Source organism: Mycobacterium xenopi, from assembly GCF_009936235.1.
In the GTDB taxonomy this organism is placed as follows: Bacteria; Actinomycetota; Actinomycetes; order Mycobacteriales; family Mycobacteriaceae; genus Mycobacterium; species Mycobacterium xenopi.
The window spans coordinates 3,646,263-3,670,675 of record NZ_AP022314.1; the positions used below are offsets into that span (position 1 = coordinate 3,646,263).

Below are 24,413 nucleotides of genomic sequence, written 5' to 3' on the forward strand. Positions count from 1 at the left end.
GACACAACCACACGGCACTGTGCTGAATGGCGACTCGTGAGCAGCTTCGCTCGTTGGCACACACGCGCCCGGAGGGATTCGGCGACTGATGGCGCTGCCCGCACTGGTTCTCGTCCACGGCGGTGAGCATGCCGCTGATTGCTGGGATTTCGTGGTAGCGGAGCTCGCCGAACGTGAGCCGCACCTGAAGGTTCTGGCCGTCGACCTGCCGGGGCGTCGCGACAAACCCGGCGATCTGCGCGCGCTGGATATCGGAGTAGCCGTGGAGTCAGTTGTCGACGACATCCATGCTGCTGATCTGTCTGAAGTGGTGATCGTCGGGCATTCCATCGCCGGGGTGACCGTGCCCGGGGTCGCCGGCGCGCTGGGCTCTGCGCGGGTACGTGAGATGATTTTCGCTGCATGCCACATTCCACCGCAGGGAGCTAGCATCCTCGACGCGATCGGCGGTCCGCTGTCGTTGTTTGCCTTATACACCACGCGCACCACCAAACCGTTTCTCATGCCCAAACTTGTTGCGCGACTGGCATTCTGCAATGGCATGACCCGCGAGCAACGGGAGTTCATGTTGTCGCACCGGTATCGCGACTCGGTGCGCCTCTACAACGACAAGGTGGATCGCCGCACCATGCCCACCGAGATTCCGCGCACCTGGATTCTCACGCGCGGCGACCGCATCCTGAGCCAGCGTGCCCAACGCAAGAGCATTGCCGCTCTGGGCGGCGTCGACACGATCATCCCGGTCGATTCCTGCCACGACCTGATGATCAGCCGGCCGAGCTGGTTGGCTGACACCCTGCTGCAGCGATGCCGACGGTACGAAGGTTAGCGACGCTGGCGTGGGCAACCACGGTCAGGGCTGCCGGCGGCCTGCCGCGCATCGCAGCGCGCCGCTTTTGCGCTACTATCCCGCGGCGCGTGATGCGGCTCCGCCGTGGGGGTTCAGGGCGAATTCGGGCTAGCGCTAACGCTAACCAGCGTCGAACAGCACCGGCAGCGACGTCGGCGACCGAAAGACCTGGCCCCGGATGTGCGGATCGGTGCCGTCAGGATCAAGGCGCAGGTTCGGCAGCCGGTCAAACAACAGGTTGAGCGCAACCCGCATTTCCAGCCGGGCCAAGTGCATGCCAAGACACACGTGAACTCCGTGGCCGAACCCGATGTGCGCCCGCGGCTGACGGAATATGTCGAAGCGGTCGGGGTCGGGGTACCGGTCCTCCTGCCGGTTGGCCGCGCCAAGCACCGGCATGACCGCCGAGCCCGCCGGGATCGGCACACCTGCCAGTTCGGTGTCCCGGGTGGCGACCCGGGTGATCGTGAGAAGTGGGGGCTCCCACCGGATCGCCTCTTCGATCGCCTGGGGAATCAGCGACCGATCCGTGCGGACAGCGTCGAGCTGATCGGGGTTGGACAGCAGCGCGAACAAGAGATTGCCAAGAGAGCGATACGTGGTCTCGACACCGGCAGGAAGTAGCAGCCGCAAAAAGGAGAAGATCTCCTCGTCGGAAAGCATCTCGCCGTCGATTTCGGCTTGGGCAAGACCGCTGATCAGATCGTCACGGGGTTCCTCGCGCCGAGCAGCGAGAATTGGAATGAAATACTCACGCAATGCCTCTGACGCGGCGAGCCCGCGTTCGCGATTGAAGAGGATGCTCAGCAACGCGACGGACCAGCGCTGAAACTGCGGATAATCCTTGCGCGGCAACCCCAGTAGGCTTGCGATGATTTGGGTGGGGTACGGGAACGTGAATTCGCTTCTCAGATCCGCGTGCCCCCGATCGGCGAATTGGTCGATCAGCTGGTTTCCCACCTGTCCGATTAGTTCGTGCTCCCAGCGCGCCAATGCTTTTTGCGAGAACGCTTTTGAAACCAATGCCCTGTGACGACCGTGCTCTGGCTCGTCCATCCCGAGCATCACGTGCTTGCCCAGCGCGTCGCCGAAGGTGTCGATGATGATCGCCGATGAGAAGGTTTCGTTGTCCCGCAGCATCTGCTGCACTTCTTCGTGGCGATACACCATGAACACGGGCTTGGACTCTTCATGGGGCATGGCTGAGGTGTCCAGGCGTTGCACCGGTTGTTCGCGCCGCATCGCGGCCAACCCGGTGTATGGGTCCCGGACATCGCCGGACACCACGTCATCGAACTTGCCGAAGTCCTCGAGATCGTCGAACAGGTCCACTCTGATGTCTCTCCTTCAGCCGGCGGGATAACCCACCGATTTGATCTCCGTGTACTGGTCGAACCCGGCCACGCCGTTCTGTCGGCCGACGCCGCTCGCCTTGTAGCCGCCGAACGGTGTATCGGCCCCATACGGTGCGGCGCCTTGCACGCCGATGAACCCGGCACGGATCCGGCGCGCCACGGCCAGCGAGTGCTCCAGCGATCCCGACATCACGTTGCCCGCCAACCCGTACATGCTGTCGTTGGCGATGCGGATGGCGTCGTCTTCGTCGTCAAACGGGATAACGGAGAGGACTGGGCCGAATATCTCTTCCTGCGCAATGGTCATCTTGTTGTCGACGTCGACGAAAAGCGTTGGTTTGACCCAGAACCCCTTGTCAAAACCGGTTGGGGGCTCGGTGCCGCCGACTAGGCAGGTCGCCCCCTCGTCGATGCCCTTTTGGATGTAGCCGAGCACCCGCTTGCGCTGCTTGTCCGAAATTACCGGGCCGCAAAGCGTTCCGGGATCCTGTGGATCTCCTGGCGACACGTTCTCGTACATCGACTTGAGGATCGTCACGCCCTCGTCATACCGAGACCGCGGTAGCAGCAACCGCGTCGGGTTAGCGCAGCCCTGGCCGGCGTGCATGCATGGCGCGATACCGATCGCGCACGCCGTCGCGAAGTCGGCGTCCTCCAACACGATGGTGGCCGATTTGCCGCCCAGTTCGAGGAACAGGCGCTTCATCGTCGCTGCGCCCTTTTCCATGATCCGTTTGCCGACGGCGGTGGAGCCAGTGAACGAGATCAGATCGACTTTGGGCGACAGCGTAAGTTCTTCGCCCACCAAGTGATCGGACGCGGTGACGACATTGACCACACCGGCCGGGATGTCGGTGGACTCGGTGATAAGCCGGCCTAGCCGTGTCGCGTTGAACGGCGTGTCCGGCGCGGGTTTCAGCACGACGGTGTTGCCGGTGGCCAGCGCTTGGGCGAGCTTGTGGATGGTGACTTCGAACGGGAAGTTCCACGGCACGATTGCGCCGACAACCCCTACAGGTTCGCGCCACACTTTGCGAGCGGTCATCTGACCAGTGACGGCCACCAGCGCAGTACCGAGGTCGGTTTCCCACGGATAGTCGTCGATCAGCTTGATCGGGTATTTCAGCGCGTCGGCCAGCGGGGCATCGAGCTGCGGGCCATAGGTGATCGCGCGGGGGCAGCCGACTTCCAAGATCAATTCTTCGCGCAGCGCCTCCTTTTCGGCTTCCAGCGCTTCCTGGAACTGCTCGAGGCACGCCTTGCGGAAGCCGGGGCTGGTCGACCAGTCGGTCTCGTCGAAGGCCCGCCGCGCGGCGTCGATGGCGCGGTGCATGTCCGCCTTCGATGCGTCGGCGACCTCGCCGAGCACCTCTTCGGTGGCCGGGTTGATGTTGGTGAACGTGCCGGCCTGGCCTTCGACGAGCTTGCCGTCGATCAACATTCGCGACTCGAAGCGAACTTTCGGTGTGTCAGCCATGATGCTCACTCTCTTTCGGGGCGCTGCGCACAGCGCCGGGACGTGGGAGACCCATCGCCAGACGGGTCATCCTATGGAGAGCCTTACTGGAAAGCAGCCGATTGGCAACCAGCAACATCCGGGCATCGATGCCGACGGCACGGCGGGCAAACGGCGCGCGCTCGTCGAGCAGCTTCGCGAGCCGACGAGCGAAGCGCTCCGGGGGGCTGGCGAGAATGCGCATCGCAAGGCGGCCCCGTCGGTCGATGTTGGGGTGGTGAACGGCGTACGGCCCTTCGAAGTCGCGATGGTCGGAGGTGCCGGCGTCGGTGATGATATCGGTGTCGAACGTGCCGGCCACCACGACGGTGACTCCCAGCCCGAACGGTGCGATTTCGCCGGCTAGCGATTCGGCCCACCGCTCCAGCGCGCCCTTGGCGGCCGAGTAGGCGGCGATCGACGGCATTCCTCGCACACCGCCCTGACTGGAGATCACCACAATCCGGCCGCGGCCCGCGGACCGCATCGACGGTAACAGCGCCTTGGTCAGCCGCACTGGGCCGAACACATGCGTGGCGAACATCTGATCCCACAGGTCCATCGGTGTTTCCTCGACCATCCCGGCCGCCGAGATTCCCGCGTTGTGCACCAGCACATGAGGGGCTCCGACCTCTGTGATGGCCTTGGCCGCGGCCGCGACCGACGCGGAATCGGTGAGGTCGAGTTGCACGCCTATCAAGCGGGGATCACCGGCTGGTGCGCCAGTTGCGGCCAGCAGATTCTCAAGCCCGGCGTCAGGTTTTCGCATCGCGGCCACGACACGCCAGCCCTGCTGATAGAGGTGGACCGCCGACGCGAAGCCGAGCCCACGCGACGCACCGGTGATGACGACAGTGCGCGGCTCAACGGCCGGGACCACAAGGACCTCCGCCCACCGGCGGCTCGACGTGTGGCCGCCCGTGCGGCTGCGCGCTCATCCACGTCGACCAGATGCCCACGGAATACGGGCCTGGCGCTCCCGCTTTTTCGTAAAACCCCTGCGGGTCATAGACCTTGGCTTCCGGATACGGCCACGGACAGGCAACGGAGGTCGCGCTTCGTGTCCATTTGATGATGGCGAATCCGGTGCCGTAGCTGAAGTAGGCGATGTTGATGATCACGAACATCACCACGAACATGCCGAGCGTCGGGCGGCTGGCGAAGATACGAAGCCGTCGCGCAAGTTTTTCGGCAACCGTACGGCCGGTGTCGTCGCGATACAGCAGCACACCGGCGGGGATCATCACGAATGTCACCATCACCGTTTCCCAGATGAACGGGAACTGGTAGGTCTTCCCGGCGAACACGGACCCGAACGGAGGGACCTGCGAGTAGATGTAAAACCCGGTGCGTACCAGCGTGAGCTCCAGCATCGCGTCGATAAGGATTCCGACGGGCAGGATGATCGCTGCCAGGCAAACCAGCGGGTGACGCCAGACAAACGAGTCAACCGGTCGACGGGCCTGGATCTTGCGCAAAATCCAGATCGACGGGAAGTACGGCCCCAGGTAGAACATGATGTAGCCGATCACCAGGAATGGCTCCACGGTCGGCGACAGCGACACCAGCGGCCAGTCTTCGGGCCAATGCCACAGCTGCGGGTTGTAGACCGCGTATGGCGACCAGTTCATGATGGGGTCTTGCCAAACGATCAGCGTCGTGACGATTCCCATCAACAGAACGGGGTGACCGGGGTGTCTGCGCCATGTCACCACGTAGACCGCGATGATGATCGACATCGAGATGATCGTGAAGATCTGGAACAGTCCCAGCCAATGGTGGTAGCCAAATAGCGGTTCGACCGGTCGCGGGGCGCCGCTGACGTTTGGATTTCGGATCCGCTCGGAGACAGCACCTTTGCGCGCGTAGTGCGCGACGACGGCGAGCACCGCGACGGCCAGGAAGATCCACAAGACGGGCCAAACCGACGCCTTCCTCGGTTCGGCTGTGGCGCGCTCGGTGGTCGGCGTCGAAGAAGGCTGCGCCTGTTCTGTCGTCATTGGTTACTCCTCACCGAAGCGGTCGACGAGATGGGAGCTGACCCCGTCCGGGTCGAGTTTTCGCGCTACCAAGTAGCCGGCGCCCATCCAAGCCCGACGGGTCCAGTTGCCGAACGAGACCCGAGTCCCGGGTGCACCGGAGGCGGCCGGCATCATCTTCACGCGTTCGAGCGCTTCCTTGACACCACGCGGACTCAAAGGATGTGCGTCGCTTAGTGCCCGCAACAGCGTCATCGCGACATCGCGGTTGACCACCGGCACACACCATTCCGGCCGTCGCCCATATGCCTCGTGGTATTCGTCAAGAAACTTTTGACCGACCAGATTGCCCTCGTCGTACTGGTCCACGCCGGTCCACCCCAAAAATGCGTTCCACATCACCGGATTGAGCCAGGCATTCTGGAACGCAGTGCTGGTGAAGCGCGGCGGATCCCAATTCAGAGCCTCCAGAGCGGGATTGACGAACACGATCCCGAAACCGAAGCCGCAATGGATGATCGCCGGGGCTTTGGCGTCGTAGAGCGTGCACACGGCTTCGGAGACATCTTGGGCAGTTTGCGCGATCGGCGCTTCGGCTACGATCCGAATACCGCGGTGTCTACACGCTTTTCGGAAGTTGCTCAGATAGGTCTCGCCGACCAGCGACTGCTCCTTCAGCACGCCGACTTCGGTGTGGCCGCCCTTGGCGAGCAAATCCGTCCAGAAGATCGGCTCGTCGGTCAGCGATCCCATGGGAAAGGCGAAGAACCACTCCCCCAGCGCTGCATCGGAGCCGGTGACGCTGATCGCGGGCACCTTGAAACGCTCTTCGATAGCTTCCCGGGTCGGGACCGCGTTGTCGGTGATGCTCGGCCCAAAAATCGCCAGGCAACCCTCATCGCACAGTTCGCCGTAGGCGTCGATGACCGCCTTGACCGACCCTTTGGGCAATCCTTCCACCTCGCGATAGATGATCTCGATCGGACGGTCGATCAGGCCTCGTTCGACGCCTTGCTTGAACACGAGGTCGAACGGCTGGGTCAGGTCTTCGAAGTAGGTCTTGGGAAAGCCCTCCGGCAGCCGAAAATCCATGAGGTAGCCGATCTTGATCGGTTCGGCGGTGCTTTCGTAGGACATCTGACCTCCGTGGATGTGGTGGCCTGGAGAAAGACTTTCACGGATATGACCTAATATTTGTTCTAGACCCTAGCGGCGGGTGTTGCGACCGTCAATCATGGTCCAGTCAGGTGGTCGCTCAGGTACACGTCGATCATCTCCAGCAGGCCGCTCGCCACCACGGAATCGTCGGTGAGTGGCCCGGCGATCGCGGCCCGGGCAGCCTCGCGCGGGCTCAGTCCTTCGGCGAGGAGCTTTCCGGCGGCGACCAGCACCCTCGTCGAGGCCACCTCGCGCAGCCCCGGGGTTTCCAGACGACGGATCGCCTGACCCAACCGCACCAGTTGCGCGGCCTGGTCGTGGTCGATTCCGGCTTCATGCGCCACGATCTTCTGCTCGAGCTCCGGTGTCGGAAAGCCGAATTCAATGGCAACCATTCGTTGCCGGGTCGAGTCTTTGAGGTCCTTGAGAACGCTCTGGTAGCCCGGGTTGTACGACACCACCAGGCAGAATTCAGGCGTGGCATCAAGTGTGATGCCGAGCCGCTCGATCGGGAGCTGACGGCGATGATCGGCGAGCGGATGCAGTACGACGGTGGTGTCCTGGCGCGCTTCCACAACCTCGTCGAGGTAGCAGATCGCGCCCTCACGCACAGCCCGCGTCAACGGCCCGTCGACCCATTCTGTCTCGCCGCCCTTGAGCAGGAACCGACCGACGAGATCGGCGGTAGTCAGGTCGTCGTGGCACGCCACGGTGATAAGCGGCCGGCCCAGGTCATGGGCCATCGCTTCGACGAATCGTGTCTTGCCGCACCCGGTCGGTCCCTTGAGCAGGATTGAAAGTCTCTGCTGGAAAGCAGCTTTGAAGACCTGTTCTTCGTTGGCGACGGGTACGTAGTAGGGTCGCGGTCCGCGCATGTCGCTACGCCACCCGCCGTCCAAAGTCAGCAGAGCCCAGCGCCGAGCGGAACAGTGGGCCGATTACTTGACCGAGTTGCTCAAGCCTGGGAATCGTCGCGTGCGCGGCGCTGCCGAACACCTGCTTGAGGTCATCGACGCCGGTGCTGGCGCCGACGGTCAGACACAGGCATCCGATGCCTCGCCGACGCGCCTCGGCAAGGGCGTGCCGGGCGTCGGCGGCGCCGTAAACGCGTTCATAGCCGTGGTCGTAGGCCAAGCCGTCGGACAGCACGACCAGCAGCCGATACGGGGTGCCGCCCCGGCGCTCCAACACAGCGGTGCCATGCCGGATCGCCGCGCCGAGCCTCGAGTAGGCGCCCGGGATAAGGCCGCTTAGACGCCGCATCACGAACACATCGAGGTCGTCGTCGAAACGCTTCACCGGCATTAGCTCCACGGCTGAGCGGCCCTGCGAGTGAAAAGCGTAGAGCGCCACCCGATCTCCGAGATCGTGTAGGGCGCAAGCCAGCGCGGCCGCAGCGGCCCTTTGTTGCGTGTGCACGGTCTGGCCGATCGCGCCGGGCTCAGCAGCCGAGCCGGAGACGTCGAGCAAAAGCAGCACGGCAAGGTCGCGTCGACGGCGAAGGCTGTCGAGATAGACCGCTTCGTCGGGTGCAGACCCGGCCATCAACTCCACGCGTTTTTCGACCGCGGCGTCGATGTCGATGTCGTCGCCCTGAGCCTGCCGGTGGTAGCGGCCCAGGCCTAGGCCGAGGCGAGCGAGCGGGCGACGCACATCGTACCCGCCCCACATGTCCGCCAGCGCGCTGCCCGTCGGCGGCGGGTCCACCTCGTGCACCGTGCACCAGTCCGGCCGGTACCGCCGCCGGTAGACGTCCCACTCGGGATACTTTGTGCCGCCGGCTTCGTCGACGACGCCGTCCACGGCCGGCGCTATGCGGTTCGAGACGACGGCGCTGGCCCCGCCTCGCGGGCTGGAGCGCTTCCGGTGCGTCGGCGTATCCGTCCCCGGTTGGCCGCCCTCGCCGAGCCGGCGCACGACACCGAGCATTTTTTGGAGCAATCGTCCCAGCGCACCGCGACCGCCCACGGGGCTTGAGAAGACATCGAGACTGTCGCCCGTTTTGTCGTCGTGCAACTCGGCCAGGGTGTGGTCCGGTCGCCCGAGTCGATTGTGCTCGCCTCCAGTGCGCGAAGCCTCTTTTGGTGCCAAGAGATTTCGCGCGCGGATCTCCCCCAAACACCGCAGGGGGGGTCGGCGACCGCTTCGCGGCTGCGCGCAGCGGCCAGGGATGCGGCGGGGGAATCGGTTCGTCCTGCGATGTCCCGGTCAATCAGCGAACGTGCCCGCAGTGGCAGCAGATCCTCGATTTCCGTCAGCGCCCGATGGCCCTCGATGGCAAGGTATCGCCGCGCCAACGCGGTGCGGCGGGTAAGCCACCGCACGATTTCAGGCTGGAGGCTTCCCGCCGCCAGCAGCGACGCCTGCACCGCTACCGCTTCGAGTTGATCGCCCACGCTGGCGTGGGGGTCGACAAAGATCACGCTGCCGTCGGACCAGCTCGGCTCGCCGGGTATGCCCGAGGCCACCTGCACTGTGCGGCCCGCGAGCGCCGAGGCAAGCAGGTCAAAGCGTGCCAAGCGGTGTGCTTGTTCCACCGAGTTTTCCTCCGACGCAGGCTGTCCATTGACCAAATATCTGTTCCACCGTAGAGTTCGCCTTGTCCGCAGTCAATCGCGTAAGGCCCTCAGGAGACCGTGGATTTCTCATACCCGCCAGAGGTGGAGCGGTTCCGTAACGAATTGCGGACGTGGCTGGCCGCGAACCTAACTGACGACGTCGTGGCTGCGGGCCCGCGGAGCGGTCGCGACGATGCCGCGTTCGAGATGCTTCGGGCATGGAATGCGACACTCGCAGACGCGGGCTGGGCTGCCGTTTCGTGGCCACGGCAGTACGGCGGCCGCGGCGCGACAGTGCTCGAGCAGCTCGTGTACGCCGAGGAGACGACTCGCGCGCGAGCGCCTGTGCCGCTCAATGTGATCGGCATCAACAACATCGCGCCGGCGATTATGCAGTACGGCACCGACAAGCAGAAGCTCACGCTGCTTCCCCGCATGGTTCGCGCCGACGATATCTGGTGTCAGGGAATGTCGGAACCCGAAGCTGGCTCGGATCTCGCCTCGTTGCGCACTCGAGCGGTGCGCGACGGCGACCATTTCGTCGTCAACGGCCAGAAGATCTGGACTTCGCTCGGGCATCGGGCCGATTGGTGCCAGCTGTACGTGCGCACCGACCCGGAAGCCCCGAAGCACAAGGGAATTTCATGTCTGATCGTGGACATGTCTTTACCCGGCATCCAGGCCCGGCCTCTCGTGACCCTCACCGGCGAAGCCGATTTCGCCGAATTGTTCTTCGACGACGTGCGGGTCCCGGCCGATGCGCTGCTCGGCCCGCTGAACCAGGGCTGGCAGGTCGCCACCACCACGCTCAGCCATGAGCGTGCCGGAGCGGCGCGGCTGTACGCCGGATTGCAAGTACAGCTGGACGATCTGGTGGCCGACCTGGCCGGAATCGAGGTCAACGGCCGGCCTGTGCGGGACGACCCAGTGACGCTGCGCCGCCTCGGCGAGCTGGCCATGCGCATCAAGTACCTCGAAGTGCTCTGCCAGCGCTCGATTTCGGCGATGCTGCACGGTGGCGACGCGTTTTCGTCGGCCAGTCTGGCAAAGACGATTTGGGGCGAGCTAGGGCAAGACCTTGCCGCATTAGCTTTCGACGTGCTCGGGCCGTATGGTGCCAATGGCCGGTGGGCCGACCGCCGGCTGGCCTCCCGCTCGCTGACAATCGCCGGCGGCACGACACAGATCAACAAGAACGTCACCGCACAGCGCGTCCTGGGATTGCCGCGCCAATGAACCTCGAACTCAGCGACGAGCAGCTGGCACTCCGCGACACGGTACGGCGCTTCGTTGCCGAAAAGGCGTCGATCGCCGGACATGTGCGCCCGCTGCTTGATGATCCGACGGGCGTGACATCGGAGGTGTGGCAGGGTCTCGCGGATCTTGGAACCACCGGCCTTTTGGTGCCGCAACACTACGGCGGCGCCGGCATGACCATGGTCGAAGCCGGCATCGTTCTCGAGGAACTCGGCGCTGCGCTCTACCCTGGCCCATGGTTGTCGAGCGCGGTCGCCGCGACTCGTGCGCTGATCCGATTCGGCGTCGACGCAGCCGCGTTCTTACCGGGGATTGCCGAAGGCACCACGATCGCGACCGTGGGCCCTTTGATTCAGGACCGTCCGCTGCCGAGGACGACCGGGGGGCAATTTGTACGCGGTGAGATCGGGCTGTTACCGGACGCTGCCGCAGCAAGCTTGCTACTCGTGCTGGTCGATGAGCTCGACAGCACAGCCCTTTTCGCAGTCGAAACCTCCGCCCCTGGTGTCGTTGTGACACCGCAACCCGGAATCGATCAGACCCACAAACAGTTTCGCGTCACCCTTGACGACGCTCCGGCACAGCGTCTTGCCGTCGCCTCTGCGGAAGGTGTTGCCGCGCTTGTCGACGATGTGCTGATCGCCTCGGCCGCCGACGCGCTTGGCGCGGCCCGTGCGGTTATGGAGTCAGCTATCGAATACGCCAAAGTGCGAAAGCAATTCGGTCAGCCGATCGGCGCCTTCCAAGCGGTCCAGCATCTTTGCGTCGACATGTACGAAACTGTCGAGTTGGCACGCAGCGGCGTCATGCACGCGCTGTGGGCTGCCGATGCCGCTGATTCCTACGAGCGCCGCTTGGCTGCACTACGCGCGAAGGCATTCGCTGGCCGGTTGTCGACCGTCGGCGATATCGCGATCCAGGTCTTCGGGGGGATTGGCTACACCTGGGAGCATGACGCCCACCTCTACCTCAAGCGGCTCTTGAACTGGCACTCGCTGTTCGGCAGTTGCGACCGCTACCTCGAGGAAGTCGGCGCGCAACTCGTACACCAATCGGCAAGGAGCAACTCATGATCGACTTCACCGGCCAGGTTGCCATCGTCACCGGAGCGGGGCGGGGACTTGGCCCGGCTCTATGCGATCGAACTGGCCCGCCGCGGCGCATCCGTGGTGGTCAACGATCTTGGGGGGGTCGATGCACGGCGAGGGGTCAGACGCCACAGTCGCCGACAAGGTCGTCGAGGAGATCGAACGCTCCGGCGGCACGGCGGTGGCATCGCACGTGTCAGTCGACAGCCCGGAAGGCGGCGAAGCGATCGTGCGCACGGCGGTGGACCGGTTCGACCGTCTCGACGCGGTGGTGAGCAACGCCGGCATCTTCAACAGCATCCCCTTCGAGGAGCTATCCCCCGGGGACTGGCGCCGCATGCTGAGTGTGCACCTGGACGGCGGCTTCTATCTGAGCCAGCCCGCGTACCGGGTGATGAAGAACCAGGGTTACGGCCGGTTCGTTTTCATCTCGTCGTCGGGCGGGCTGTTCGGCCAGCCGCTGGAAGCCCACTACGCCGCGGCCAAAGCCGGCCTGGTCGGGCTGACGAACGTCATCGCGATCGAAGGCGCCGAGCACGGGATCTTGGCTAACGGCGTGCTGCCGTTTGGGTTTTCGCGGATGGTCACCGAAACCGTCGGCGATCCTAAAGCCCTGGAGGAACTCGGGTTTCTGAAAGTAATACAGCCGGAGCTCGTCGTGCCTATGGTCGTCTTCCTAGCCAGTCGGGCATGTGAATTCAGTCATCACAACTTCTCGGCCTGCGCAGGCCGCTTTGCGCGGGTGTTCGTCGGTCTCGGCGAGGGCTGGGTCGCCGAACCGGGCAGCAACCCGGCCGTCGAGGACGTCGCCGCTCACCTGTCCGAAATATGCGCGACACAGCCGTTCACGGTGCCGGCGTCGATCTTCGAGGAAGTCTTCGCAGTCTGCGAGCGCCTCGGGATCACTGCGTAGCCCGGTATTGACGTGTCGAAGCGGTCGTGTTAAGCAACTGCACGGCGTTTCCTACCGGCCAGGCGGCTACAACGCTGAGAGGGGCGTGGTTTGCTGGCCAGCAAGAGCAAGGCCCCTGGGCTCGGCGTCGGCAGAGCCAAAATCCAACCCGTGCAATCGATTTCACCTGTCGTAGCAGCGCTTGGCTTCGTTGCTATTGTGCTCGTTTCGGTCAGCATTACCGGCCCATGCGTGGCGTCGGCGCGCGCGGATGGCGACGAACCGCGGTACCAGGAGTTCTACACGCCGCCGGACCCCCTGCCGCCCGGCCAGCCAGGTGACCTGATCCGCACCGAGCCGTCGCGACTGGTGCTCGAGCCGTCGGGCCAGCTGGGCGCGATCGTCGCGACCGGTACCCGGATCATGTACCGAAGCACCGATGCGCGGGGCAACCCGATCGCGGTCACCGGCACCTACTTCGAACCGGACAACCCCTGGCCGGGCAAGGGGCCACGGCCCCTGATCAGCTACGCACCTGGGACCCAAGGCCAAGGCAATCAATGCGCGCCGTCGCGAATGTTCAACCAGGGCATCCACTATTCCGGTGGCTGGGACATCATGTTCAACTACGAGGAACTCTTCGTCGCGACCATGGTCGCCCGTGGGTTCGCGATCGTGATGACCGACTACGAGGGGCTCGGTACCCCGCCGATGCACACTTATGTGGGCCGCGTCGCCGAGGGTCAGGCCGTTCTCGATGCCGCCCGCGCGGCCATGCGGCTACCTGGAACATCGCTGGATCCGCATGGCCCCGTGGCGTTCTGGGGTTACTCGCAGGGCGGCGGGGCGGCGGCATCGGCCGCCGAGCTGGCGTCGTCGTACGCCCCGGAGCTCCACATCGTGGGCACCTATGCCGGCGCACCCGTGGCCGACCTGAAGGAACTGTTGCCCTATGCCGACGGCAGCGCGCTGGTCGGCGTGGTCGGCTATGCAATCAACGGCGCGATCGCCGCCTATCCCGAGCACGCGGACGCGATTCGATCCAAGCTGACCCCACGGGGTCAAGCCATGCTCGAATCGGTGTCCCGCCAGTGTGTCGGACAAACGATCCTCGATTTCGCCTTCCGCCACCTTCAGCCCTACTTCACCGAAGACGTGTGGCAGGTCATCAACGAGGAACCATTCAGCAGCATTCTCGATGAGCAGCGGGTCGGCCGCTACAAACCCAACGCTCCAGTGCTGATCAACAGCAACCGCTATGACCCATTGGTTCCCTGGACGGCGGCCAATCAGTTGGGCCGCGACTGGTGCGCCCAGGGTGCCGACGTCGAGTTCCGCACCAACGAGGAACCGCCGTTTCTAAACAAGCTCGTCGTCAATCACGCGCTGCCGATGCTTGTCGACGGTGAACCGGCCATGCAATGGATCGCCGCTCGGTTCAACGGAGAACCCACCACGCCCAACTGCGGCGAATTCTGAGCTGCCCAGTGAAGGTCAGGGTCCTACTGGGGCTGGTTCGATACACCCGGGAATAACTGTGCGGTTGGTCCTGCGGTCACCCAACCGGCCAGCTTGGTCACCAGGTGAGGCGCGAAGACCGCGCCATAGAGCAGGTTTCCGATGACCACGACCGCAACGACGGACAGCACGGACGACTGCAGTCGGCTCGTCGACTTCTTGTCCGCCCAGGCGTCAATCATGTTTCGTCCCTCGGAATCCGTCCGACCAAGGAAGTAGGTGAACACCATCATCTGCACGCCCATTGCGAGGGAGTCGTAGATCGGGTACTGGTGCTTGGTCCCCTCCCACAGTGCGAGCCCGGGGATCACGCGCCCGTAGTAGAAGAGGCCCAGCCGGGCTCCCAGGATGGCATTGAACAGGAAGGCCCAGCAGAAGCCCACCACAAGGCCGACGGTCAGCAGCGTGCCGGGCCTGGGCAAGTGGAATTTCGCGCTCAACCGCCGTCCGAGCGCCGCACCGATCACGGCGGGCAGCACAAAATAGGGGATGTAGCCGATCGGCACAGATGAGGGGAGCCCACCCCACGTCATGTTCAACGGCCACCACGACGGCATTCGCGGCAAAGCGGGCGGGAACTGCGCGTACATCGCCCAGTCATAGGGCGCCTCGATCCACGAGAACGAGATCGCCGAGATGCACAGCAGCAGCAGCGGGTGCAGGCGGCGCCGGCGATAGCTCAGGTACAGACCGATGGCGACAAACGCGATGCCGCCGACGTAGGCGAAGCCAACGGCCGCCTTCAGCAGGGGCGTCAACTGGGCGCTCATCGGTCGCGGCTTCGGCTTGAAGCACAACGTGCTTCCGGGTCGAAGTGATGTACCAGACCGAATACCAAGACAATCAATCCGAATAGCGTGCCAAGCATGACGACGGCGCCCACGTCCGCAACCCTTCGTTGTTGACCAAATATCTGTTCCACAGTAGAGTCGCGCTCGTCAGAAGCACAAGGAGCAGTTTGCGACGCTAGCCATCTACCTCGACGGTGTGCCCGATGACCAGATCAACAAGATCACCCACGAGAACGCTCTGCGGCTCTTCTCGTTCGACTTGTTCAAGCACGTGCCTCGCGAACAGGCCACAGTCGGCGCACTGCGGGCCCAGGCCAAGGACGTCGACTTGGGCTACCGATCCTCGGCTCGGCTCAAGAAGACCGGAACCGACACTGTGACAGTGCTCGATCTGGCCGCCAAGCTACCGTCGTCGAGCTAGCACAGAATCATGGGCATTGGACTCCTGTTGAGAGGGTGGAGGTCGGTGATGTTCGTAATCCCTTGCTAAAAACGTATTTAGCCGCACCGATGGCGACAGATCGTTTTCCTGGCGGCCCGTCGAGGCAATGGTGGCTCCTGACGGCACAGCAAAGCTCCTACGGCTGCCTCGATTGGGCGGCGTAATGGCCGTTCGGCGCGCACAGCGCGCAGCTACCCTCTGGTAGCGTAAAACCAAAAGTTGGGTCGCCGTTGGCTCCCAACGAGCCGCGATCGGGAACCGTGGAGGTGTGGTGGGGCTTCAGCAATCGGCTCGGGCTGCGGCCTCCGCGAAGCCTGCCTACCTGAACGAGCGCGACGACACCAATTCGGTGCGGGCGGGTCGGGCTGGGCGCACTCGTGCTCTGGCTGCCGCCAGCGATGCGGGAGGTGCCTATGACGACGGGACACGGCGAACAGAGATCCTGCAAACCGCAGCTTCGCTGATTGCCTCCTCGGGATTGCGGACGTCCTTGCAGGAAATCGCTGATGCCGCTGGCATTTTACCGGGCAGCCTGTATCACCACTTCGAGTCCAAGGAAGCGATTCTGGTTGAACTCGTGCGGCGATACCACGCCGATCTGGAGCGTATCGGCGACATCGCCCACGACAAATTGGACGAACCCGGCTCGCGCCCGGTCTCCGAGCAGATCATCGAGCTGGGGTCGGCGATCGCACGGTGTGCTGTAGAGCATCGCGCGGCGCTTCAGATGTCTTTTTATGAGGCGCCGAGCGCAAACCGGGAGCTTGTCGAGCTCCTGCGCCAGCCGCCGACCGCCGTCCAGGAGGCGATGCTGCAGACGTTGCGGGCGGGCAGGTGGAGCGGCTACATCAAAGCCGATATCGATCTGGCCACACTGGCTGATCGCTTTTGCCAATCGATGATGCATGTGGGGCTCGACGTCATCCGGCACACCGCCGTCGCCGATCAGGCCGCAGCGCTGTTGTGTCACATCATGTTGCAGGGTCTGGCAAGCCGGCCACCCAGTGACGAGGAGTTGAACCGTTCTAATGCTTTCGCGGTCGCCGAAGAAGCGATCGAGACGTGGGCGGACGAGAGTAAGTCCGAGGCCGACGACAAGGCGGCATATGTTCGTGCGGTGGCCCGGGCAGAGTTCGGCCGCAAAGGATATGAGGTCACCACCATCAGAGACATCGCATCTGCCGCCGGACTTGGCACCGGCACCGTCTACCGACTCATCGGTTCGAAAGACGAGCTGCTCGCCTCGATCATGCAGTCGTTTGGCCACAAGGCCGGGGGCGGGTTTGCCAGTGTTCTCCGCGCTGACTCAACACCAATCGAAAAACTCGACGCGCTGACGTGGATCAACATCAATGCGCTGGATCGCTTCCCGGACGAATGGAAGATTCAGCTGGCTTGGATGCGGCAATGTCCGCCGGACACACCCAATCCGGGCCTGCTGTTCACCACACGGCTGCGACAGCTCAAATCGCTGCTCTCCGAGGGAATCCGGTCCGGAGATATACGCGTCGACAGTCCGTCGCTCGAGATACTGGCGCGCTGCGTCATGGACGTCCTGTGGATGCCCGAGAACATCGTGCGGACCCGAGGGAAGCAGGCCGCATTGACGCTTGCACGTGACACGGTGGTACGCGGGGTCGCTCAACGCGCGAGTTGAGAGCACGCACTTGCCTATTGAAACCAAATATATGTTCCGCGTAAAGTTCTGTAGAGCTTGTGCAGTGGCCTAAGAGAGGAGAGCCATGACGGCCATCGAGCAGTTCCGGTACGACGGCAAGCGGGTGCTCGTCGTTGGCGGCGCCACGGGCATGGGCGCTGCCGCAGCCCAGACCGCGGCGGAGCTTGGCGCCGAGGTGGTCGTGATGGACTACGCCCCGGTGCCATACGAGGTCGCGCAATCAGTGCAAGTGGATCTGGCTGACCGGTCGTCGATCGACTCGGCTCTCGGACAGGTCAAGGAGCCAATCCACGCCATCTTCTCCGCCGCCGGCGTTGCAGAGGGGCCCAAGCTGATGCGGGTGAATTTCATCGGCCACCGTCATCTCATCGAGACGATGCTGGCCGACGGCCGCCTCCCCCGCGGTTCGGCGATCTGCTTTATCTCATCGGTGGGAGGCATCGGCTGGGAAAGCAATTTGCCGTTGCTGCAGGAGTTCTTGGCGACACCCGACTACGAGTCGGCCGATGCCTGGGTGAAGGCTCATGAGCCGGAAGGGATTATCCACTACGGCTTCAGCAAGCAGGCGATCAACGCATACGTCGCGACAAAGGCCTACCCGTTCATGGCAAAGGGCATACGGATCAACGCGATCTGCCCGGGCCCCACCGATACCCCGCTCGCCCGGGCGAATGCCGACCTGTGGCTGACCTTTGCCCAGGATTACCGGGACGCCACCGGTTGCGAGATCCACACGCCGCAGCAGATGGCCAACACGATGGCCTTTCTGAACAGTGGCGCCGCCTCGGGCATCAGCGGGGTCACCCTCCTAGTCGACAATGGCCACGTCATGTCGTCCATGACGGGATCTTTCGCGCCCGGTAAGCCGATCATCGACCTGATCATTGGCCGCGTCTCGCTGGCATAGCGGTTATCGGTGCGCCGCCATGTGGTTCATTCGACGGCGTCGCGGGGCAAGGTAAACGGCAGGTCGAGCGAACTGAGCAGTCCCGCTGGTGCATCAACTACGTAGGGAACTCCGTCGACGACACGCATCGCGGTGGCCCTCATCGTACAAACGGCCGAGTCGCCAACACATAGATGGCGAACACCGCCAGTGGTGCCAAAACGGGCAGCCACGGCAACTGCATCGGAAATGACGTTGCGACCAAACCTACGAACGTAAAACCCAGAGCCGCAATCATTGTCGGTGGTGTCAGTATCATGGCAGCAGTGCCCGGCCGAGTTGCGTATCGCAGCAGCAGGTAGGCGGTCGCCGACAGTCCGGACAGCGCGACAACCACGTACGACGGGGCGGTGAGCGCGATCACCACCACAGTGAGTAACACGGCAAGCCCCGCAACCGGGCGAAAAATCGTTCCGCCCATTACCGCAGCCACCGCCAACACCACGGCCACCAAAGCCGCTCCGTGTGCTCCGACGGCGGCTGCTGCCACCATCAGCAGCCCGAACGCGGCTGAGAAGGCGCGGTTCATCATCATCATCATCATCATCTCGCCCGCACCGGGCGGCGGCGGTCGGGCACCGCACGCATCGATTGATCAAGCGTCCTATCGGATCGCCAGGCCACGACGTCGACGCCGACTGTGGCCATGTCGCGATACATCGCGGAGCGCTGCAGTTGCCACAAACGGGCGATCAGCGGGTCTTTCAGATCTGCGAACGGTGTTCCCTGCAAGACATCGACGGCGACCACGACGTGGCCGCGTTTGCGCAAATCAATTAGCGCCAATGCGAATTCCGTGTCGAGCATCGTCGAAAACGCGACGACAATGGCGCCGGGAGGCATCGCCGCGCGCGGTGCCAGGGTGCCGCTGGTCGTTTCGAATCCCGTACCTGCGGCGAGCACAGTGTCGAGCACACGATAAAATTGCCGCTGCCCGATATCTGCACCAAGCCAGCGTGGTTGGCGTCCACCGAGTGCGACGATCCCGGCGCGGTCGCCGCTGCGCAGTGCCGTCTGCACCACTTGCGCCGCGCCCCGCACGATTCGCTCGGTGGCCTCCGTCGCCGCCCCCGCGGGCTGCGGATAGGTGTCGATCAACACGACGACATCGGCCGCCCGGTCGGTCAACCGTTGTGTGACATGCAGGCTGCGGCGCCGCGCGCTCACCGGCCAGTTGATGGTGCGCAGCTGGTCGCCCGGTACATAAGCTCGGATGTCAGCGTACTCGACACCGGAGCCGATGTGGCGCGTCAGGTGGGTGCCCAACCGATCGAGCAGCTCGGTCTGCGGGATCACTGTCGATTGCGGTGGCGCTACCGGAAATACGACGACCTCGGCGACGTCGACGGTTGCCGTGCCCGTCAGTAACCCGCCGCGCGCAACCACGTCAACTCGTGCGCGGATCGGATAACGCCCCCAACGGTTGGCCGTTACCGCAACGGATTTCCGTTGACTGGACGTGTCGTCCAGAATTGCGAGTTGCATGCCTTCGGTTGCCGAAACATCGAGTTGCACCGTGGCGCTCTCTGATTCAGCTGTCACCCAGACGGTGAGCTGTGCCTGCTCGGTTTCGAAGCATCGTTGTGAGCCGGGCTGACCGTGTACGCTGATCTTGGGTACCGGCGGCTGCCAGGTGATGGAACATAACACGCCCACCAGCGGCGCGGCGAAGGCGATCAGCTGCCAGCGCGACCCGATCACTGCGGCCGCCAATGCCGCACCGCCGCAGGTGGCGATGGCTACCGTCAGAGGCGAAGCGCGCCAGCGGAATTCGACATCGCAGGTGTTAGGAGCGGTCATTGTGCAGTCCCACGTGCCCGCGGTACCGGAACCCGTCGCAGCAGCTCCTCGATGACGTCGGAACCTTGGATCTTTCGCACCCACATTTCCGGACGCAGCGTAATCCGGTGTGCCATGGCGGGAGTTGCGAGCGCCTTGACGTCTTCGGGTATCACGTAGTCGCGACCTAACAACAATGCGCGGGCGCGGGAAAGCTGGACTAGGTCAAGTTCGGCTCGCGGGCTGGCGCCGACCGCGACCTGTGGGTGGTGCCGGGTCGCATTGGCCAGCGACACCACATAGTGGAGGACGTCGTCATGCACGGATACCTGTTCGACAGATTCGCGCATCGCCAAGAGGTCGTGGGCGTCGACGACTTGATTCACCCTCGGCTCGGCTGAACCGCGGTCGAGTCGGCGCCGTAGCATCGACGCCTCGTCGGGCTCGGAAAGGTACCGCAGCTCCAAACGGATGGCGAAGCGGTCTAGCTGCGCTTCGGGGAGCGGATAGGTGCCTTCGTACTCGATGGGGTTATCGGTGGCCAAAACGATGAATGGTGTCGGCAGTTTGTGGGTTTCGCCGTCGATGCTGACTTGGCCCTCAGCCATTGCCTCCAGCAGCGCCGCCTGTGTTTTGGGTGGGGTTCGGTTGATTTCGTCGGCGAGCAGCAGATTGGTGAAGATCGGTCCTGGCCGGAACTCGAAACGGCCCGACTGCATGTCGTAGATCGTCGAGCCGAGCAGGTCGGCCGGCAGCAGGTCGGGAGTGAACTGTACGCGCGTGAACGCCAAACCGAGTGCGGCGGCGAAGGATCGGGCGATCAGTGTCTTGCCGAGGCCGGGAAGGTCTTCGATGAGCACGTGCCCGCGCGCCAGGACGGTCGTGAGGATGAGCGTGAGTGCAGCCCGCTTGCCCACCACGACTCGTTGGATCTCGTCGAGCACCGCTTCGCAGTGCGCGGTGGTGGTTGCCGCCGGTCCCGCCAAGCCTCCAGTCATATCTGCTCCAGGCGTTGCAGAATTTCCTCAAGCGTGGCCCGGCCCGGGCCGGGCTGTCGGGCCCCGGCCCGTGCGATGTTGTTGGGATTCACCCAACCCCACAGTTCCGGGCCGAAGAGCATCTGGCCGGTGGCGTGGAATGCAGGGGGGTCTTTGGCTTGTCGTTGGCCGGTGGCGATTTCAAACCGCCGGGCAAGGATGGGACGCAGGTGGCGGTCCCAGTCCGATCGGGTGGATTCCGACCAGCGGATCATCGTCTCAGTTCGAGACAGCCAGCTCCGTAACGAGTCTCCGAACAGGTCGGAGCCGGGCTCGGCTACAGGCGGTTCGATATCGCGGCCCACGAACGAGCGGACATAGAACATCGCGATGGCGGCCGCTGCGCCCGACGTCCATAGCACGAGCCGTCGGTCATGCAGCAGCAGTGCAAGCACTTCGACCCCGACAATGATGAGGACACCGGATGCCACAACCTTTTTCATGCGGCCCTCCGCAACTCCGTCAACACCAGTTGCAGCGCGCGTACCGCGGCCTCGCGGTGGCTTTCGTTCATCACGTGGGCGCTGAAGCGCGCCTCGGTGAACAGATCTACGAGCTGGGCTGCGTTGTCAGCATGCAGGGCATGATGGTCGACGGCTCGGGCCAGTACTTCTGTTGGGGTGTCGAATGCTTGTGGGGCGGCGCCGGGGACGTGCGCGAGTTCGCCTTCCATCGCCGCATAGCAGGCGATGATGGCCTCCCTGGGTTCGCGGCTGAGGTCGCCAATCTCGGCAAGGCCGAGTTCTGCTGCCCGAGCGAGGCTTTCGGAGCTTTTCGATGGTGTTCTGATCGGTTTGCCGACCGCGGTGGACTGTGCCACGGGGCGCCGCTGTCTGCGAAAGCCGACAGCCGTAGCCGCGGCGAGCAACACCAAGAGCGTCACCGTGGATATGGCGAGGTAGCCCAGTACGCCGCCACCCCCGGTGTCGTGCTGGGGGGCCGGTGGGATCGTGTTGCTGGTGGGCGGCTTTGGCGTGGTCGACGGTTGCGGAGGCTGAGGGCCCAGCTGCTGCACCATGCCGTGGCCGGCGAGCAGTCGCATCAGTGCCCACACGATCACCAGCCACACGACAAGCACCGCCAGCCCGACCAGCACGACGCGCCAGCTCTGCCGTCCGCTGCCACCACCGAGCGCCTCTGGCAGAGCGCCGACACCACTTGCCATTTTGCGTGGATCCTGCAACCGGGCGATGAGTGCAATCGCCATGATCGCCAGGGTGACAGCCAGCAGCGCTATGACGAATACCGTGCTGAGCGGGCTGCTCGACGCCTGACGGGCCGTGCGCCCATGCTCAGGGATATATCCGCGCAACGAAGCAGCGACGATTACCAACAGCACGATCACGGCGACCGCGCGCCCTGTCGCCTTGTCACGCATTGGTACACCACTCAACCGGTTACCTGACGCCGTTACGGGATCGGCGTTGCCCCATACTTGCACGTCAGCCACCCGGATCGCCAGCAAATGGCAGCAGCCGCGGTCCGGGGCGGGTTATGGCTGCAGCTGACCGCGCTCGGCGATCTCGGCGAGGCGATCCAGCGACGCCCGAAGCTTCTCGGGTGTCGTGCGCAAGGCGCGGGGAATGCGGTTGCGATCGGTCAGTTGTGTCCAGTCGTAGGTGTGCGTCACCCTTGTACGGCTTTCGTCTAAGGGTTCGAGCTCCCAGCGCCATAAGTGGCCCGGTGGTTGCCGACCCGATTCCGCGGGACGCCATGCGATTCGGCGGCCCTCGTCAAACTCGACGACGTGGTTTTCCCGGATGCTGCCAAGAGTGAGCGTCATGGTGAACACGTCCCCGACGTTCCGGACACGCTGTCCGGGTGCAGCTTCGGCGAGGTTGTCGTTGCCGTCCCAGCGCGGCTGCTGTGACGGGTCGGCGATCAACTCGAAAATCGTTTCCGCCGCCGCACTGATCTCGCGGCTTGCGCTCACCACGCGAGGAACTTGGTTGTCGTCGGCCATGGCTTGATCGAAGCACTGCGACTTGGAGGCGCTGAGCGCAGGCATCGTAGTGCGGCGCTCGCCGGACCTATCCACAGTTGCGGGTTCATTCACAACTTTTGTTTCGAGATGTTGCGCGCCGCTGGATTTGTCGTTGGCGCTCCATAGCTTCGAGGCATGAATCCACGGGTGAGCGCCACGGAGGCACGGGAGCGGATCACCGCTGCTCTCGACGCCATCGACGCTGCCCACGGCGTTTTGCGCGAGACGTCCTCGGGTGTTGTCGGCAACGCATTCCGCGTCGAAATCGCCGAGCGGTTGGAGACCGCACACCGCGTCAACCGCGGTTTGATGTATCGGATCTTCGGCGAGATCGCCGATCCGCCCGACGAGGCTGGCGCAATCGCGGCGGTGCGCCATTTGCTGTGGGCGCGGCTGCGCATCACTCCGAAAGAAATCACTCGCCGGTTCAAACTGGCGGCGCGAATCAGGCCTCGTCGCTCGCTGACGGGTCCCCCTGTGCCGCCAGAACTGCCCGAGCTGGCCGCCGCGGTTGAGGCGGGCACGATCGGCGACGACCACATCCGGGCAGTGTGCCGAGCGGTCGACGAACTGCCCAGTCGCGTATCGCCTACCGATGCCGCCAATGTCGAGCGCGTGCTTGTCCAGCATGCGACCAAACTCGACGCCGGGATTGTCACCAGGTTGGGCCAACGCATCTCCGATTACCTCAATCCGGATGGGCACTTCGACGACAGCGACCGTGCCCGTCGCCGAGGCCTGCGCCTGGGTCCACAAGGGCCTGACGGGATGTCACAGCTGAGCGGATTGATCGACCCCGAGACCCGCGCCTACTTCGAAGCCGTCGAAGCAGCGGTGCGACCCGGCCGTCACCAGTTCAATGCCGACCCAGAGCAGCGCGATAACCGCACCCCAGCCCAGCGCTGTCACGACGCGCTGAAACTCGGTCTGGAAACCGCGATCGCCTCCGGCAAGCTCGGTGTCCATCGTGGCCACCCGGTGACCGTGGTGGTCACCACCACGGTGGCCGAACTCGACCAGGCCGCTCGCGCCGTCGCCGACCCTTCGACCCCTATGCCAGCACCCGCCCGCACCGGCGGGGGTCTCGGCTGCCGATGCGTGATTTGATCCGCATGGCAGCCCGTGCGATTCACTACCTCGCAGTGTTCGACAATCACACCGAGCGCCCGCTATACCTGGGCCGGCAAAGCCGCATCGCCACGGCCGACCAGCGTCTGATCTGCTATGCCCGCGATCGCGGCTGCACCCATCCCAACTGCCTGGAACCGGGCTATCACTGCGAGGTGCATCATTCGCCGGACTGGGCACACGGCGGCCGCACCGACGCGGACAAGCTGTACTTCGGCTGCGGCTGCCACCACGGCATGGCCAGCCGCGGCGAACGCCGCACCCGTGTCATGCCGAACGGACGACTGGGCTGGACCGATGGCACTGGCCCGCCCCAAATCAACCACGCCCACCACCCCGAAGAACTCCTCCACGGTGACCCCGACCCGCCTGCGGCCGATGAAAAGTGAACGCCGAGTTGGCGCCTCCGGTGGCACACTGTGTCGCGTGCCGCCGTACCGGGATGTCGCCGCATTCGACGATCGTGCGCCGCGATATG

19 protein-coding genes and 5 pseudogenes are annotated in these 24,413 nt (G+C 64.1%); 9 read left to right on the top strand and 15 right to left on the bottom strand.

What is annotated here, in order from left to right; all coding sequences use genetic code 11:
* The first annotated feature begins 88 nt into the window (after positions 1 to 88).
* Positions 89 to 829: an alpha/beta fold hydrolase gene (locus MYXE_RS17285; protein WP_085196603.1), complete on the top strand. Its 741-nt coding sequence runs from the start codon at positions 89 to 91 to the stop codon at positions 827 to 829.
* A gap of 141 nt (positions 830 to 970) precedes the next feature.
* Here the strand turns inward: MYXE_RS17285 and MYXE_RS17290 are convergent, their stop codons facing one another.
* From MYXE_RS17290 to MYXE_RS17320, 7 genes and pseudogenes are all read right to left on the bottom strand, one after another.
* Positions 971 to 2,182 carry a cytochrome P450 gene (locus MYXE_RS17290; protein ID WP_085196605.1) on the bottom strand — a complete coding sequence of 404 codons (1,212 nt, stop codon included), beginning with the start codon at positions 2,180 to 2,182 and terminating at the stop codon, positions 971 to 973.
* 15 nt (positions 2,183 to 2,197) lie between these two features.
* A complete protein-coding gene (locus tag MYXE_RS17295) occupies positions 2,198 to 3,682 on the bottom strand; it encodes an aldehyde dehydrogenase family protein (protein ID WP_039890090.1) in 1,485 nt (494 codons plus the stop codon).
* Complete coding sequence (locus tag MYXE_RS17300; RefSeq protein WP_003920772.1) at positions 3,675 to 4,580, bottom strand: SDR family oxidoreductase; 906 nt, start codon at positions 4,578 to 4,580, stop codon at positions 3,675 to 3,677. Before MYXE_RS17300 ends, MYXE_RS17295 begins: the two co-directional genes overlap by 8 nt.
* Positions 4,564 to 5,700, bottom strand: a complete 1,137-nt coding sequence (locus tag MYXE_RS17305; protein WP_003920773.1) for a spirocyclase AveC family protein — start codon at positions 5,698 to 5,700, stop codon at positions 4,564 to 4,566. The genes MYXE_RS17300 and MYXE_RS17305 overlap by 17 nt, the downstream gene beginning before the upstream one ends.
* Before the next feature lie 3 nt (positions 5,701 to 5,703).
* Complete coding sequence (locus MYXE_RS17310) at positions 5,704 to 6,816, bottom strand: ABC transporter substrate-binding protein (RefSeq protein WP_003920774.1); 1,113 nt, start codon at positions 6,814 to 6,816, stop codon at positions 5,704 to 5,706.
* Positions 6,817 to 6,911: 95 nt separating this feature from the next.
* Positions 6,912 to 7,712, bottom strand: a complete 801-nt coding sequence (locus MYXE_RS17315; protein WP_003920775.1) for a CbbQ/NirQ/NorQ/GpvN family protein — start codon at positions 7,710 to 7,712, stop codon at positions 6,912 to 6,914.
* Between the two features lie 4 nt (positions 7,713 to 7,716).
* Positions 7,717 to 9,374, bottom strand: a pseudogene (locus MYXE_RS17320) (nitric oxide reductase activation protein NorD).
* A gap of 99 nt (positions 9,375 to 9,473) precedes the next feature.
* Between MYXE_RS17320 and MYXE_RS17325 the strand changes: the two are divergent.
* The 4 genes and pseudogenes from MYXE_RS17325 (at position 9,474) to MYXE_RS17340 (ending at position 14,111) form a co-directional block, all read left to right on the top strand.
* Positions 9,474 to 10,631 carry an acyl-CoA dehydrogenase family protein gene (locus tag MYXE_RS17325; RefSeq protein WP_085196609.1) on the top strand — a complete coding sequence of 386 codons (1,158 nt, stop codon included), beginning with the start codon at positions 9,474 to 9,476 and terminating at the stop codon, positions 10,629 to 10,631.
* Positions 10,628 to 11,725: an acyl-CoA dehydrogenase family protein gene (locus MYXE_RS17330; RefSeq protein ID WP_003920778.1), complete on the top strand. Its 1,098-nt coding sequence runs from the start codon at positions 10,628 to 10,630 to the stop codon at positions 11,723 to 11,725. The genes MYXE_RS17325 and MYXE_RS17330 overlap by 4 nt, the downstream gene beginning before the upstream one ends.
* Positions 11,722 to 12,653, top strand: a pseudogene (locus MYXE_RS17335) (SDR family NAD(P)-dependent oxidoreductase). Before MYXE_RS17330 ends, MYXE_RS17335 begins: the two are co-directional and overlap by 4 nt.
* A gap of 231 nt (positions 12,654 to 12,884) precedes the next feature.
* A complete protein-coding gene (locus MYXE_RS17340) occupies positions 12,885 to 14,111 on the top strand; it encodes a lipase family protein (protein WP_415624431.1) in 1,227 nt (408 codons plus the stop codon).
* A gap of 23 nt (positions 14,112 to 14,134) precedes the next feature.
* Here MYXE_RS17340 and MYXE_RS17345 read toward each other — a convergent pair whose 3' ends face one another.
* Positions 14,135 to 14,920 carry a spirocyclase AveC family protein gene (locus MYXE_RS17345; protein WP_003920781.1) on the bottom strand — a complete coding sequence of 262 codons (786 nt, stop codon included), beginning with the start codon at positions 14,918 to 14,920 and terminating at the stop codon, positions 14,135 to 14,137.
* A 193-nt stretch (positions 14,921 to 15,113) separates the two neighbouring features.
* Here MYXE_RS17345 and MYXE_RS17350 point away from each other — a divergent pair.
* From MYXE_RS17350 to MYXE_RS17360, 3 genes and pseudogenes are all read left to right on the top strand, one after another.
* Positions 15,114 to 15,362: pseudogene (locus MYXE_RS17350) on the top strand (amidohydrolase family protein); the annotation flags it as partial.
* 403 nt (positions 15,363 to 15,765) lie between these two features.
* The gene (locus MYXE_RS17355; RefSeq protein ID WP_112650273.1) at positions 15,766 to 17,040 is read left to right on the top strand and encodes a TetR/AcrR family transcriptional regulator; all 1,275 of its coding nucleotides are present in this window, start codon (positions 15,766 to 15,768) and stop codon (positions 17,038 to 17,040) included.
* Between the two features lie 85 nt (positions 17,041 to 17,125).
* Positions 17,126 to 17,968, top strand: coding sequence for an SDR family oxidoreductase (locus MYXE_RS17360; RefSeq protein ID WP_085196615.1), 843 nt, complete (start codon positions 17,126 to 17,128; stop codon positions 17,966 to 17,968).
* 26 nt (positions 17,969 to 17,994) lie between these two features.
* On the opposite strand, the pseudogene MYXE_RS17365 reads toward MYXE_RS17360, so the two are convergent.
* The 7 genes and pseudogenes from MYXE_RS17365 to MYXE_RS17395 form a co-directional block, all read right to left on the bottom strand.
* Positions 17,995 to 18,111, bottom strand: a pseudogene (locus MYXE_RS17365) (dihydrodipicolinate reductase); the annotation flags it as partial.
* The gene (locus tag MYXE_RS17370) at positions 18,108 to 18,536 is read right to left on the bottom strand and encodes a hypothetical protein (RefSeq protein WP_112650274.1); all 429 of its coding nucleotides are present in this window, start codon (positions 18,534 to 18,536) and stop codon (positions 18,108 to 18,110) included. The gene MYXE_RS17370 and the pseudogene MYXE_RS17365, both read right to left, overlap by 4 nt.
* Positions 18,537 to 18,550: 14 nt before the next feature.
* Complete coding sequence (locus MYXE_RS17375) at positions 18,551 to 19,807, bottom strand: DUF58 domain-containing protein (protein WP_003920786.1); 1,257 nt, start codon at positions 19,805 to 19,807, stop codon at positions 18,551 to 18,553.
* Entirely contained in the window at positions 19,804 to 20,772 is a 969-nt protein-coding gene (locus MYXE_RS17380) for an AAA family ATPase (RefSeq protein WP_003920787.1), read from the bottom strand. Before MYXE_RS17380 ends, MYXE_RS17375 begins: the two co-directional genes overlap by 4 nt.
* An 8-nt stretch (positions 20,773 to 20,780) precedes the next feature.
* Positions 20,781 to 21,266: a hypothetical protein gene (locus tag MYXE_RS17385; protein WP_085196617.1), complete on the bottom strand. Its 486-nt coding sequence runs from the start codon at positions 21,264 to 21,266 to the stop codon at positions 20,781 to 20,783.
* Positions 21,263 to 22,201 (bottom strand): DUF4129 domain-containing protein, encoded by a 939-nt coding sequence (locus MYXE_RS17390; RefSeq protein ID WP_085196619.1) that lies wholly within the window; start codon positions 22,199 to 22,201, stop codon positions 21,263 to 21,265. The genes MYXE_RS17385 and MYXE_RS17390 overlap by 4 nt, the downstream gene beginning before the upstream one ends.
* A 114-nt stretch (positions 22,202 to 22,315) precedes the next feature.
* Positions 22,316 to 22,786: an SRPBCC family protein gene (locus MYXE_RS17395; RefSeq protein WP_003920790.1), complete on the bottom strand. Its 471-nt coding sequence runs from the start codon at positions 22,784 to 22,786 to the stop codon at positions 22,316 to 22,318.
* A gap of 156 nt (positions 22,787 to 22,942) precedes the next feature.
* Here MYXE_RS17395 and MYXE_RS17400 point away from each other — a divergent pair.
* A pseudogene (locus MYXE_RS17400) lies at positions 22,943 to 24,324 on the top strand (HNH endonuclease signature motif containing protein).
* Positions 24,325 to 24,413: the final 89 nt, after the last annotated feature.

What these genes read in the sequence shown, in the direction of transcription:
- MYXE_RS17285 (WP_085196603.1), top strand. Translation starts at nt 89, where the DNA reads ATGGCGCTGCCCGCACTGGTTCTCGTCCACGGCGGTGAGCATGCCGCT.
- MYXE_RS17295 (WP_039890090.1), bottom strand. Translation starts at nt 3,682, where the DNA reads ATGGCTGACACACCGAAAGTTCGCTTCGAGTCGCGAATGTTGATCGAC.
- MYXE_RS17305 (WP_003920773.1), bottom strand. Translation starts at nt 5,700, where the DNA reads ATGACGACAGAACAGGCGCAGCCTTCTTCGACGCCGACCACCGAGCGC.
- MYXE_RS17310 (WP_003920774.1), bottom strand. Translation starts at nt 6,816, where the DNA reads ATGTCCTACGAAAGCACCGCCGAACCGATCAAGATCGGCTACCTCATG.
- MYXE_RS17315 (WP_003920775.1), bottom strand. Translation starts at nt 7,712, where the DNA reads ATGCGCGGACCGCGACCCTACTACGTACCCGTCGCCAACGAAGAACAG.
- MYXE_RS17330 (WP_003920778.1), top strand. Translation starts at nt 10,628, where the DNA reads ATGAACCTCGAACTCAGCGACGAGCAGCTGGCACTCCGCGACACGGTA.
- MYXE_RS17345 (WP_003920781.1), bottom strand. Translation starts at nt 14,920, where the DNA reads ATGAGCGCCCAGTTGACGCCCCTGCTGAAGGCGGCCGTTGGCTTCGCC.
- MYXE_RS17360 (WP_085196615.1), top strand. Translation starts at nt 17,126, where the DNA reads ATGACGGCCATCGAGCAGTTCCGGTACGACGGCAAGCGGGTGCTCGTC.
- MYXE_RS17370 (WP_112650274.1), bottom strand. Translation starts at nt 18,536, where the DNA reads ATGAACCGCGCCTTCTCAGCCGCGTTCGGGCTGCTGATGGTGGCAGCA.
- MYXE_RS17375 (WP_003920786.1), bottom strand. Translation starts at nt 19,807, where the DNA reads ATGACCGCTCCTAACACCTGCGATGTCGAATTCCGCTGGCGCGCTTCG.
- MYXE_RS17385 (WP_085196617.1), bottom strand. Translation starts at nt 21,266, where the DNA reads ATGAAAAAGGTTGTGGCATCCGGTGTCCTCATCATTGTCGGGGTCGAA.
- MYXE_RS17390 (WP_085196619.1), bottom strand. Translation starts at nt 22,201, where the DNA reads ATGCGTGACAAGGCGACAGGGCGCGCGGTCGCCGTGATCGTGCTGTTG.
- MYXE_RS17395 (WP_003920790.1), bottom strand. Translation starts at nt 22,786, where the DNA reads ATGGCCGACGACAACCAAGTTCCTCGCGTGGTGAGCGCAAGCCGCGAG.